This is a genomic window from uncultured Acetatifactor sp. (assembly GCF_948601915.1).
Lineage (GTDB): Bacteria > Bacillota > Clostridia > Lachnospirales > Lachnospiraceae > Acetatifactor.
Genome location: NZ_CAPDXS010000002.1, coordinates 50,193 through 62,548, shown reverse-complemented (window position 1 = coordinate 62,548; position 12,356 = coordinate 50,193). Strand labels below are relative to the sequence as shown.

General features: G+C 55.1%; 10 protein-coding genes. 9 read left to right on the top strand and 1 reads right to left on the bottom strand.

Going from position 1 to position 12,356, the window contains the following annotated elements; genetic code table 11:
* The first annotated feature begins 93 nt into the window (after positions 1-93).
* From Q2B33_RS00705 to Q2B33_RS00685, 5 genes are all read left to right on the top strand, one after another.
* Entirely contained in the window at positions 94-1,239 is a 1,146-nt protein-coding gene (locus Q2B33_RS00705) for a hypothetical protein (protein WP_330691341.1), read from the top strand.
* A gap of 233 nt (positions 1,240-1,472) precedes the next feature.
* Positions 1,473-3,407: a cellulase family glycosylhydrolase gene (locus Q2B33_RS00700; protein WP_300567122.1), complete on the top strand. Its 1,935-nt coding sequence runs from the start codon at positions 1,473-1,475 to the stop codon at positions 3,405-3,407.
* Positions 3,408-3,485: 78 nt separating this feature from the next.
* Positions 3,486-4,640 (top strand): carbohydrate kinase family protein, encoded by a 1,155-nt coding sequence (locus tag Q2B33_RS00695; RefSeq protein WP_300567119.1) that lies wholly within the window; start codon positions 3,486-3,488, stop codon positions 4,638-4,640.
* 81 nt (positions 4,641-4,721) lie between these two features.
* Positions 4,722-5,606 (top strand): MurR/RpiR family transcriptional regulator, encoded by an 885-nt coding sequence (locus Q2B33_RS00690; protein WP_300567115.1) that lies wholly within the window; start codon positions 4,722-4,724, stop codon positions 5,604-5,606.
* Between the two features lie 144 nt (positions 5,607-5,750).
* Entirely contained in the window at positions 5,751-6,818 is a 1,068-nt protein-coding gene (locus tag Q2B33_RS00685; RefSeq protein WP_300567112.1) for a glycoside hydrolase family 172 protein, read from the top strand.
* A 183-nt stretch (positions 6,819-7,001) separates the two neighbouring features.
* On the opposite strand, the gene Q2B33_RS00680 is transcribed toward Q2B33_RS00685, so the two are convergent.
* On the bottom strand, positions 7,002-7,451 hold the full coding sequence (locus Q2B33_RS00680) for a hypothetical protein (protein WP_300567109.1): 450 nt from the start codon (positions 7,449-7,451) through the stop codon (positions 7,002-7,004).
* A 216-nt stretch (positions 7,452-7,667) separates the two neighbouring features.
* Here Q2B33_RS00680 and Q2B33_RS00675 point away from each other — a divergent pair, with 216 nt between their 5' ends.
* From Q2B33_RS00675 to Q2B33_RS00660, 4 genes are all read left to right on the top strand, one after another.
* Entirely contained in the window at positions 7,668-9,098 is a 1,431-nt protein-coding gene (locus tag Q2B33_RS00675) for a TldD/PmbA family protein (protein ID WP_300567106.1), read from the top strand.
* A 124-nt stretch (positions 9,099-9,222) separates the two neighbouring features.
* The gene (locus tag Q2B33_RS00670) at positions 9,223-10,512 is read left to right on the top strand and encodes a metallopeptidase TldD-related protein (RefSeq protein WP_300567103.1); all 1,290 of its coding nucleotides are present in this window, start codon (positions 9,223-9,225) and stop codon (positions 10,510-10,512) included.
* A gap of 119 nt (positions 10,513-10,631) precedes the next feature.
* The gene (locus Q2B33_RS00665) at positions 10,632-11,315 is read left to right on the top strand and encodes a response regulator transcription factor (protein ID WP_300567100.1); all 684 of its coding nucleotides are present in this window, start codon (positions 10,632-10,634) and stop codon (positions 11,313-11,315) included.
* A gap of 89 nt (positions 11,316-11,404) precedes the next feature.
* Positions 11,405-12,352 (top strand): ABC transporter ATP-binding protein, encoded by a 948-nt coding sequence (locus tag Q2B33_RS00660; RefSeq protein WP_296460733.1) that lies wholly within the window; start codon positions 11,405-11,407, stop codon positions 12,350-12,352.
* The last annotated feature ends 4 nt before the right edge of the window (positions 12,353-12,356 follow it).

Genomic DNA, 12,356 nt, shown 5'->3' with positions numbered 1-12,356 from the left:
GGGATATCTTCCTATAAGAAACATGTAGAGGAAGGCCTTCTCCAGGCGCTGCCGGACGGGTGGGAAGACAAATGGCCGAATATAGCCCATGCGATGGACGTAAGCGGAGCGAGAAATCTACTGGAGATAGACGGTAAGGTTTACGCGATTCCCCACAGCATATTCGGCCTCTACTCGGATGCGTCTACTTTTTACAGATCGACTGTCATGTTCTACAGAAAAGACCTGGCGAAACAGGTAGGAATGGAAGATTTTGGCAGCGAAGGAATCGTAACGATTTCCGAACTGCAGGAATATCTGGAAAAGGTCCAGGAAGCAAAGCTGACCCAGATAGTGTTGGATGGTGGCAACTTCTGGTTGCTGAAGCTGATGGGAAGCGCATATGGAATCTCAGAGAACACGATTGTAGAGATGGAAGATGGCTTTTCATTTGTACCAGAAATGGACGGATGCAAGGAAATGCTCAAACTATTACAGTCATGGTATAAGGCAGGTCTCTTGGATGCGGAATATTACACCAAGTCAGATGTGGACTCCCTGAACAGCTTTGCTGCGGGACAATCAGCAGCTATGCCTTATGGAGCTCCGGCCTCGGACATAGCTTATATCCGATTGCAGTATGAACAGGGAACCGGGAGAGACAGCATTGAAGATTTAGGCTATGTAGTCGTTACTGCGGATGATGGAAGCATGGGGGCATCAACTGTGGACTATAATTATTGGACCACTACGGTGTTTAGCCCGGATACAGATGAAAAGGTTCTGGAGCGGATATTGGATTTCACAGATTGGCTTTACAGCAAGGAAGGGAACACGTCCATCTACTGTGGAATACCAGGAGTCGATTGGGAGTTTGACGAAAATGGCAAGATTACCATGAAAAATGGTGCTGCATTGAAGGACGCTAATAATTTTCCATTTTTTTTCTTAAGTTGGTGTCCAGATGAGTTTGCAGCAACCGGACTGAGTGATGCTAATGAGCAGGATATCAAAGTATTTAATATTGCTGCTAACGCTTGTGCAAATGCGAAAAATATTTATCTTCCTAGTGAGAATTATGAGAACTACCAGGGCGACCTGAAGGAAAATTTCTCTTTCCCATACAACTCGAAAATGACAGAGATAATCTGTACTGATGTAGATGTAGACAGCACATGGGATGCCTATCTCGACGAATACAGGAGCCTCTGGGAGCCTTTCGTAGAGGATTTGAACAAGACCTACGGCTATTCCAACTGATTCCATGGCCCAGAGAGGTCTCGGGCAATATAGGATCGGGGACGCTGTGGCTTAGATAGGCTGCGCGTCCCTCTTTCCAGAAAAGCCATTCCAGACATAAACACAGATATACTGCAGACCGTCAGGATTTACAGTAGCGTCTCCGGGAAAGTACTTGGCTGGCGGTCTGCAGTCGGGTTGCACCGCAAATTTAACCGATGTGCAGTATAAATGCAGAAAAAGGAGAGTGGGAAATGGGTTTTATCAGATTCAATGAAGATGGGCTGCTGCTCGACAAGACGGGCCGCCCTGCACACATCGTAGGCATCAACTATGTCGCCAGCTACATCTGCAGCAATTTCTGGGAGGACTGGCGGCCGGAGACTATCGAAAAAGACCTGCAGCACATTGCATCGCTGGGATTGGAGGCCGTGCGCATTCCCATGCACTGGGGCTACATGGAACCGGAGGAAGGGAAGTATAATGAAGAGTTTTCCGTAAAATTCCGTGCTTTTATAGAAATGTGCCGGAAATACGACCTCTACATCATGCCCTGGTTCCTGGTGGGAGTCGCCACCAGAGACTATGACGTGCCCTTCCGCGGCGACCGCCCGTTCTTCACCGGAGAGATGGTCGCTGTGGCAGAGAACCATCTGAAGCATTTCATCGAGCCCTACAGGGACGAGGAGCAGATTCTGTTCTGGGACATCTGTGACGAACCGGAATTCTATTCCAGGCATCCGAAAGCAGAGCAGCTGCCCTATGACCGCGACACCCTGGCCCGATGGGTAGAGCGCATGTACAGAGCCATAAAGTCAGTGGATTCCAACCATCTGGTGACGCTGGGCTTCGGACATATCGCCGCCGCGAATTACGGTATGGATATTAGGGACATGGCGGACATATTGGATCATATGGTGGTCACCTGTTATCCCGGCTATCCCGCTCCCGAGGAAAGGCTTGATACCATCCGCAGGAATTATACTCTGGCCTATCATGTGAAGATGAACAAACGTGGCACACCGGTCTTTACCTGCGAAGCGCCGGGATTCAGCTCCGTCATGTATTCGGAGGAAATCATAGGAAGGTATTTCAAGGTATCGCTCTACAGTAATCTGCTGAACGGCAGTACGGGTGTCCTTCCATGGGTCTATAACGATTTCCATGAGAGCATATGGCATAAGGTGCCGCTGGAGGGATATTGCATCGAGCCATACTTCGGTATCGTAGATACAAAAGGGCGGCTCAAACCCTCCGGAAAGGAACTGAGCGAATACGCGGCCTTTGCAAAGAAAGCGGAAGTGGGAAGGTATCGTCCGCGCAAGGCGGAGACTGCCATAGTAGTGCCGGAAGGGTACTATCAGGATATCGGGAACACGCTATATAAGATTTATACCGCTCTGCTGCTGACCAAGGGATGTGGCATAGACGTGGATTTCGTCTGGAGCAGCGAGGAGCTGTCAGATTATCGTATGCTCCTCATGCCTTCCGGCACTGGGATGCTCACCTCCCAGTGGGACAAGCTGCGCAGGTTCGTGGCCGACGGAGGGGCGATCTACTATATTTATGACGGCAGTGCTGGCCTCAACGTGTATTTCAACGAGCTGTTCGGCGTGGAGGTACAGGCTCCCGAGAAGGATTACGGATATGATAAATTATGGGTAAAGGAGCCTTGGGGACACTGGAAAGCGGGAGACAGCATCGAGCTGACAGGTGCCAGGCGTAAGGACTGGGTCCGCGTAAAGGCACAGAGCGCAGAGACGATCTGCGAGCTTGGCGGGGATATCCCGGCACTGCTTAAAAACCATTACGGAGACGGCAGGGCCTATCTCATGACGCTCCCCGTGGACAACAGCCTGATGGACGTGGTTTTAGAGGACTTCGTCCGCTCAGAGTCCTTCCATATGATGGACGCCATGATACAGGAGGCCGACATCACCCCCATCCTCAGGTGCGGGGATGTGAGGATTGAGACCGGATGTCTGGAAGACCCCGCAACCGGGGACATCCTGGCAATCTGCGTCAATCACGGCGGCGATGAGGTGCGTACCAGGCTATGCCTGAACCGGAGCCTGCTCCCGACAGGCGCGGTGGTCACGGAATTTTATTCCGGCAAGACCCTGGAAGGAGATGCCCTGGATGTCTGGTTCAGGGCTGCGGATGTGCGCATCTATAAAATTACGCATTAGACGGGATGCCCCTCTTTCTTGAAAAGGACTTTTTGGGGGAAGGGGCATTTCATGAAAGGCCTGGAAAAGGAGTTGGCTATGAATGAACGAGCAGCACACATTGCGTCAGTATTGGAAAGAAGGGTAGGGGAGATGCCATTCCTCCATGCCCTCATCGGCTTCGACGGCTACATCGACGAGCTGATGAGGGTCGTGGAGAGCCGGGACAGCGCTGGGACAGCGTCCTATTTTCAGGACATCACAGGGTTCTCCAGGCGCATAGCCGCCGCTGCTGGGCGCAGCGCGGATCTGGAGGTGGTGACGGACACGATAAAGCTGGGCGGCAATGGGCCTATCATGGCCAATGCGCTGGCCGGCATGGGAGTGCCTACCGTATGCATCGGCGCTATGGGATATCCCGAGATTCGGGCTGAGTTTAAGGCGATGTCCGCCGACTGCCGAAGCATCAGCCTCTGCCAGCCGGCGCACACCCATGCCCTGGAGTTCAATGACGGGAAGCTGATGTTCGCCGACCTGGCGGCATTGGAGCAGCTGACCTGGGAGACCATCATTGACCAAATCGGTCGGAATGACTTGGCCAGTCTGTTTCGGGAAAGCAGCCTGATTGCGCTGGTCAATTGGAGCGGCGTGCCGGGGGCGGACAGAATCTGGCACGGCATCTATCAGGAGATATTGCCGGAATTGGACGGGGAAGGCCTTGCCGGACAAAAGGGTTTATGTGGGAGACAGAAGGGAGCAGGGATGGAAGAGCCACGCCGCCGCAGACAAGTATTTTTCGATTTGGCAGACCCCTCCAAGCGGACAAAAGAGGATATACAATCCGTGCTCTCCCTGATACGCTCCTATGAGGATTATTGCGATGTGATGCTGGGCCTGAATGAGAATGAGGCCCTCTGCCTGGCCGCATCGACAGGGAGGGGCTGCGCCGGCCCGGAAGAGGCAGCGCTTCGCCTGTATGACCTGCTTGGGATTTCCGCCGTTGTCGTCCATCCGATTGACCGCTGCATTGTCGTCACCGCGGACGGGCTGATCGCCGAGCAGGGCCATGTGGTGGAAGCGCCCAAAATCTCTACCGGAGGCGGGGACAATTTCAATGCCGGGTTCTGCCTGGGACAGCTCCTTGGGCTGGGATACAGGGATTCGATGCTCCTGGGCATGGCGGTATCCGGATATTATGTGGAGAACGGGAAGAGCCCTTCTGCGCAGGAGCTTGCAGGGCATTTGATGAAATAGCCTGATATCAACCTTTCATTGACGTGACAGGCTTTATTAGGTACAATTGAGACAATAAAGAACATAAGGAGGTGCTCTGCATTGAACGTAAAAGGGGAATCTACCATCATTCTGAAAATCAAGTCGTTGTATCCCGACCTCAAGCCCTCTGAAAAACGGGTAGCCGATTATATCCTCACCAACAGGGAGTCGTTCATCTACAGCAACCTGACATCCGCCTCCAAGGCAGCCGGGGTCAGCGAGGCCACGTTCGTGCGCTTTTCCAAGACATTGGGGTACGAGGGCTACCGGGACATGCACATCGCCATGGCGGTCTCCAACGAGAGCCCCAGCCAGGCGGATCTGGAGGAGGGCATCGAGGATCTGAGCGTGGATGCGGACACTACCTTCACGGAGATCCCGGAGCGGGTGATCGGCAGTTCCATCTGCGCCCTGAACAACATGAAGAAAACGGTGGATATCCAGGAATACGCCAAAGCAGTGGACGCCCTGGAGAACGCCCGCCGCATCTGTGTGTTCGGACTGGGCAATTCGGCATTCGTGGCCCAGGACGTGGTAAATAAGTTTACCCGGCTGGGCATGTTCGTCCAGGCCTCCTCGGATTCCCATGCCCAAATCACATACGCGGTATCCATGGAGCCGGAGGATGTAGCCATCGGCATCTCCCATTCCGGCAAGACCCAGCAGACCATAGAGGCCCTGCGCCTGGCCAGGGAGCAGGGCACCAGGATTATCTGTATCACAAACTTCGAATCCAGCGCAGTGGCCAATCTGGCGGACATCCGTCTCCTAACTGCCAGCCATGAGAAGACCCTACAGAGCGAGACGCTGGTCTCCCGACTGTCCCAGTTGGCCATCATAGACATGCTCTATCTGGGCCTGATTCAAAAGAACTATGACCGTTACGCCCCGATCATAGAGAAGCAGAACGCCACGGTAGTGCCCATGTTCTTCCGGGAACCATAGGGGCGGATACAGGAAAACAGGTGCGGCATACGAGAGACAGCCGGTGTTTCATGCCCGGAAATGCTTGCAATCGGTCCCGGGATATTATATACTTACACTATCATTTCCCGCATGACGGGATTACCGATGGAAAGGAGATTTCAGATGTTCGACTTATCCACACTGTGTCAGGTGGTTGACATTAAATCACGCTCCATCAGCCCGGAGAATTATACCGGAGAGCCGGGGAAGGGCGGCATGTGCCCGCCGGAGCAGGGAATCGCCAGCCATGCGTGCAGGGATCTGGGCATGGGCTGGAAGGTGAATCCCTGCGTCCGCATCGAAGGCGGGAGCATCTTTGAGATGGCCGATATCCAGGGCCCGGGTATGATCCGTCATATCTGGCTGACGCCTCAGGGGCGCTGGAGGGATTTGATCCTGCGCATCTATTGGGACGATCAGGCCCATCCTTCCGTGGAATGCCCGGTGGGCGACTTCTTCTGCATGGGATGGAACGAGTATTCCCAGATCAGTTCCATGGCTGTCTGCGTGAATCCGGGCAGCGCCTTCAACTGCTACTGGCAGATGCCCTTTCTGACCAGGTGCCGCATCACCCTGGAGAACCTTGCGGACAAGGAGACCATCGTGTATTACCAGGTTGACTATACCCTCCAGACGCTGCCGGACACCATCGCCTATCTCCATGCCCAGTTCCGCCGGACAAACCCCCTGCCCTACAAGGAGGTCTATACCATCGTGGACGGAATCCGGGGCAAGGGCCAATACGTCGGCACCTACATGGCCTGGGGCGTGAACAACAGCAACTGGTGGGGCGAGGGAGAAATCAAGTTCTATATGGATGGCGACAGGGACTATCCCACCATCTGCGGCACGGGCACCGAGGATTATTTCTGCGGCTCCTACAATTTCGAAGACCCTCTGACCCATGACAGATACGCGGCATTCTCCACGCCTTATACAGGGCTGCAGGTGCTGGCGCCCGATAAGCTGTACCGCAGCCAGTTCCGCTTCGGCATGTACCGCTGGCATATTCCGGATCCCATCTATTTCGACAGCAGCCTAAAGGTGACTATACAGGCCCTGGGATGGAGGAGCGAAGGGCGCTATCTGCCTCTACAGGACGATATCGCCTCCGTGGCCTACTGGTATCAGACCCTGCCCACGGTGGAATTCCCGCCTCTTCCGGACAGGGATTATCTGGAAATCATCTGAACGCGCATGACTATGTTGGAAAGACATGTATGGAAAGGCATCCGGTTTCAGTAAAGCCGGCTGCCTTTCCTGTCAGCAGATTTGGTTCGGTTACAGGACTGATAGGCCCGGAAGCGCCGCATGGCTCTGGCGCGGAAAAAGGCTGACCGGAAACGGTATCTCCAGTCAGCCCTTTTTCGGCGTTTATGCCAGTTTTTGAAGTCTTTCACTATGTTCCATGATAATCGCTTTCATGATTTCGTTGTCGGCCTGTAGGGCCTCGTACCCTTCCGTTGAAACTTTATATCTCTCATAGGTTGAGAGATAGCAGGATTCAATCGTGTTCAGGCGCAGCATTATCACATTTTCCTGGAACAATTTTATCTTGTGTATTTCGGCTTCCAAGCTTGCTTTTACGGCTTGAAGTTCAGCCCAAAGAGCCTGCATTTCAGCTTGCAGCTCAGCCCTGAGAGCCTGCATTTCAGCCAACAGCTCGGCTTTAAGGGCCTGCATTTCAGCCAGCAGCTCTGTCTTAACGGACTGTACATCGCTTTTCAAGGATTGTATTTCATTTTTTATCGGTTGTATCTCTGCTTTCAGCTTCACATCCAATAACTGTGAAATTGCCAGCAAATCGTCCTGTGTCAACGCCATAATCAGAAACCTCCTTTCAAAGACTACCTCCAGCATATCACATGAAAGGTAGATTGTCACGGTTTATTTTCAGGTTTTCTAAAATTCCGACTTTATTCGACAAACGATAAACCAGCCCTCAGATGCCATCACTTTCACAAACCCCTTTCATTTTCCCCGGCGGAATGGTATAATGTCTTTGCCAATCCCTTAAATATAAGAAAGGAAACGAAGAATATGAAGGTAAAAGCAAGCAAATATCTGCACGATATAAAGCCGATCCTGCTCCGCCTGCGGGACAGGCTGCTGGAGGAGTTCCCATACGCCTCCATACTGGCCACCGACTCCCAGGCAAAGCAGTATTCCGTATCCAGGACCGCCACGAACATCGGCATGGTGGGCCTGTGGTCCGGCAGGGGATTTGTAGTGAAGGTCTACGACGGCTCCGGCTACGGAGAGTATTCCTTCAATGAGATTTCCGAGGACCGGGTGGAGGAAATCATTGCGAAGGTAAAGGGCGACCTCATCCCCATGTCCGGGCATCTCCCGGAGGGCGTGGAGCGCAGCGTCTATGCCATGCTGGAGGATGAGCCTCTGGTGTTCGCTGACAGCACGGAATACGAAATCGACCCGGCGGAATACGGCGACGAGAAAATCATCAGGGAGCTGACGCGGATCAGCGAGACGGGCAGAGCGCACGACGAGAGGATCCTGGACTGTGGGGCGTTCCTGAATTATCAGAAATACAGCAAGCTCTTCCTGTCCAGGAACCGGGACATGGAGCAGAACGTGCTCTGGACGGCAGGTGGCTTCAGCGTCATGGCATCCAGGGGACAGGAGATCAAGAGAAGCTATAAGGGCTTCTCCAATCTGGGCGGAGCGGAGCTTCTGGAACGGATGCGGGACGGCGTGCGGGACGCGGCGAAGGTGACGCTGGAGCTTCTGGAGAGCGAGCCCATCACGCCCGGCGAGTACGACTGTATCTGCACGCCGGAGGCCACTGGCATGATCGTGCACGAGGCCTTCGGCCACGGCGTGGAGATGGACATGTTCGTGAAGAAGCGGGCGCTGGCGGAGCAGTTCGTGGGCAAGCAGGTGGCCTCGGAGTTGGTCACCATGCATGACGGGGCCAGCGCGGCGAAAGAAGTGGCCACCTATTTCTTCGACGATGAGGGCGTGCTTGCGAAGGACACCATCGTCATCGACAGGGGCATCTTACAAGCCGGCATCAGCGATGCCCAGTCCGCCATGCACCTGGGCACGGTTCCCACTGGCAACGGCAGGCGGGAGAGCTATCAGCGCAAGGCCTACACCAGGATGACCAATACCTTTTTCCAGGGCGGCAAGGATAAGCTGGAGGACATGATTGCCTCGATCTCCTACGGCTTTTTGCTGGAAGAGCCCTCCAGCGGCATGGAGGACCCCAAGAACTGGGGCATCCAGTGCATGGTCAGCATCGCCAGGGAAATCCGGGACGGGAAGCTCACCGGGAAGATCTTCTCTCCCGTGGTGCTCACAGGCTATGTGCCGGATCTCCTGAAATCCATCAGCATGGTATCGGAGAAGGTGGAGCTGGGAGGCGGAGGCATGTGCGGCAAGGGCTACAAGGAGTGGGTGAAGGTGTCCGACGGCGGCCCCTACATCAAGGCAAGGATACGGCTGGGCTGAGTGCAGTGTAAGGTTCCCATCGGCTTTCGCTCGGGAGCCGGGCTGCCTGGCAGATTTTGGGGATTGTCAGGCGGCATGTTGGATAGTGTTGGAGGAGGTAACGATGACAGGAAAAGAGCATTTTATGGAAAAAATATTGTCCGCCCTGGAAAAGAGCGGCGCGGCGCTGTATCAGATTACGGAGACCAGGGAGGAGTCCGCGGAGCTGTTCTTCATCCGCAGGGCCCTGGACATGCAGCGCCAGAAGGAAATCCGCCAGGCGGCGGTGACGGTGTACAGGGAGTTTTCCGAGGGTGAGGACCGTTACCTGGGCTCTGCGGCGGTACAGGTACAGGACAGCTTCACGGAGGAGCAGCTGGAGCAGATGTTCCGGGACGCCCTGTATGCCGCGGGATTCGTAAAGAATCCTTACTATGAGCTGTACCATGGGACAGGGGAGCCCTCCCCGCAGGTTCTGGAGAAGGCGAAGCACCTTTCGGACAGATCCCTGGCGGAGGTGGCGGGCTGCTTTGCGGACGCCATGTTCGCGGAGGATACGGAGAAGGATGTGTTCCTGAACTCCGCCGAAATCTTCGCCACCAGGACCACATGTCATATCGTGAACGCAAAGGGCGTGGACGTATCCTACTGCAAGGGCAGGGTAACGGGCGAGTTCGTGGCCCAGTGCACCGCGGGACAGGATGTGGAGACCTATGAGGATTTCGCCTATGATGACATGGACACCCAGGCCCTGCGCAGGAAGGTGCGGGATACCCTTGAGATGACCCGTGCCAGAGCCCAGGCCGTGACGGCTCCCCCCGCCGGGGAATACCGCGTGATCCTCTCCGGCTCCTATGTAAAGGAGATCTTCAGCTATTATGTAATGCGCTCCGACATGGCCATGGTCTACCCCAAATATTCCACCTTCCGGCCCGGCTGCGATGTACAGGGCGGGGAAGTGGAAAAAGACCGGATCGACCTGACCCTGAAAGCCACCGTGCCTTACAGCCCGGAGGGCATTCCCATGCGGGACAGGGAGCTGGTGAAGGAGGGGGAGCTCAAGCTGCTCCACGGCGGCAACCGTTTCGCGTATTATCTGGAGCAGGAGCCCACGGGAAACTACAGCAGCTACCAGGCCCCCGCGGGGCAGGTGTCCCTGGAGGAGATGCGGCAGGCCCCCTGCCTGGAGATCGTGAATTTCTCCGACTTCCAGATGGATTCCTACAGCGGGCATTTCGGCGGCGAGATCAGGCTGGCTTTCCTGTATGACGGGGAGAAGAAGATTCCGGTCACAGGCGGCTCCATCAACGGCAGCATCCTGGAGGCTCAGAAGAACCTGATTTTTTCCAGGGAGACCCAGGTGGACAAAGAATTTGAAGGCCCGGCTGCCGTCTGCCTGACAGGGGTGAAAGTGGCTGGCAGCACAGAGGAATAGGCCCTGTGGGCAACAGGCTGGGATCATTACGCCACATAGTTTCAGGGGAGGAAAGCCATTTTCCTCCCCTGAACGCCGGAGAGCAGGAGGGTGAAGAGCAGAGGGAGGACGGCATTTTTATGGAGCGCTTGCTGATCATAGAAGACGACGCGGACAACAATCAGATGATAAAGGAATACCTGGAAGCCCAGGGCTATGCCTGTACCCAGGCCTACTCCGGCAGCGAGGGGAGGCTCCTGTTCTCTATGGAGAAATTCGACCTGGTGTTATTGGACTTGATGCTGCCCGGGGTGACGGGGGAGGAACTGGTGAAGCAGTTCGCCGGGAAGGCCCCTGTCATCGTGCTGTCGGCCAAGAGCGGGCTGGACAGCAAGGTGAAGGTATTGTCCGACGGGGCGGAGGACTATATCTGCAAGCCCTTCGAGCTGCGGGAGCTCCTGGTGCGGATCCAGGTGCAGCTGCGCAGACGGGAGCGGGGAACGGGTTCCGGGGACAGGCCGCCGGAGGGGCGGGTCTACACCTACCGGGAATGGACGCTGCACCCGGACAGGCAGGAGATGACTGCCGCGGGGATGCCAATCCTGCTGACGCGGCATGAGTTCCTGATATTAGAGCTGCTGATCCGGAATCCCAAGAGGGTATTCTCCAAGCAGATGATCTATGAGTACGCCTGGGGGGAGGAATACCTGGCCGAGGACAAGACCATCAATGTCCACATCAGCAATATCCGCGCAAAGCTGAAAGAGAGCGGTACGGACAGCTATATCCAGACCGTCTGGGGGATGGGCTTCAAGCTATGCTGAAACTTTACCCTTTCTTAACTCTTTCTGAGCGCTTTTTGAAATCTTATGGTTCAGAATAGAGAGCAGATCAGGAAAGGAGAGTTTCAGGAATGTCAAAAGAAAAGGAAAAGCTGGCCGTAGAGACCCTGTCGCTGACCAAGTCCTACAACGGGAAAGCAGCAGTGAACCACCTGAGCATGCAGGTGAGGCAGGGAGCCATCTACGGATTCATCGGAAGGAACGGGGCCGGGAAGTCCACCACGCTGAAGATGCTCTGCGGGCTGGCGAAGCCAACGGAGGGGGAAATCAGGCTCTTCGGGAAGCCGGCGGAGGATTCTTACATGGCCAGGCGGCTGGGGTGCCTGATAGAGTCCACGGGCCTCTACCCTAACATGACCGCCAGGCAGAACATGATGATGAAAGCCAAATGCATGGGGCTGACAGACGAAAAGAGCGTGGACAGGGCGCTGGCCTCCACAGGGCTTTCGGACACGGGGAGCAAGAAGGCGCGCTATTTTTCCATGGGCATGAAGCAACGGCTGGGAATCGGCCTTGCGCTGCTGGGGAATCCGGATCTGTTGATTCTGGATGAGCCGATCAACGGTCTGGACCCGGAGGGAACAAGGGAGGTCCGCGAGCTTCTGCTTGCGCTTTCCCAGGAGGGAAAGACCCTTATCATCAGCTCCCACATCCTGGGAGAGCTGAGCAAGATTGCCACCCATTACGGCATCATCAAGGAGGGGAACCTGGTAGAGCAGATTGACAGGGAGACATTGGAGGGCAACTGCAGGGACTATTTCCAGATAGAGGTGGACGACAGCAAACGCGCGCTGCCGCTGATTCTGGAGCATGCCCCGCAGATGCAGGCAGAGGTCATGGACGATAAGATAATACGCCTCTATGACCTGAAGGACGGCGCATGGCTGAACCACCTTCTCATCGAAAACCGGGTACAGGTCTATTCCTCCGGATTCCATCACATGGATCTGGAAGAGTATTTTCTGAACCGAATGGACAATCTGGCGGAAGGCAGGAAGGGAGGCGAGGAGCATGTTTAATCTG

Bases quoted from the DNA above. Each gene is read 5' to 3' on its own strand.
- Q2B33_RS00660 (WP_296460733.1), top strand. From the start codon at position 11,405: ATGTCAAAAGAAAAGGAAAAGCTGGCCGTAGAGACCCTGTCGCTGACC.
- Q2B33_RS00705 (WP_330691341.1), top strand. From the start codon at position 94: ATGGACGTAAGCGGAGCGAGAAATCTACTGGAGATAGACGGTAAGGTT.
- Q2B33_RS00685 (WP_300567112.1), top strand. From the start codon at position 5,751: ATGTTCGACTTATCCACACTGTGTCAGGTGGTTGACATTAAATCACGC.
- Q2B33_RS00700 (WP_300567122.1), top strand. From the start codon at position 1,473: ATGGGTTTTATCAGATTCAATGAAGATGGGCTGCTGCTCGACAAGACG.
- Q2B33_RS00665 (WP_300567100.1), top strand. From the start codon at position 10,632: ATGGAGCGCTTGCTGATCATAGAAGACGACGCGGACAACAATCAGATG.
- Q2B33_RS00680 (WP_300567109.1), bottom strand. From the start codon at position 7,451: ATGGCGTTGACACAGGACGATTTGCTGGCAATTTCACAGTTATTGGAT.
- Q2B33_RS00670 (WP_300567103.1), top strand. From the start codon at position 9,223: ATGGAAAAAATATTGTCCGCCCTGGAAAAGAGCGGCGCGGCGCTGTAT.
- Q2B33_RS00675 (WP_300567106.1), top strand. From the start codon at position 7,668: ATGAAGGTAAAAGCAAGCAAATATCTGCACGATATAAAGCCGATCCTG.
- Q2B33_RS00695 (WP_300567119.1), top strand. From the start codon at position 3,486: ATGAATGAACGAGCAGCACACATTGCGTCAGTATTGGAAAGAAGGGTA.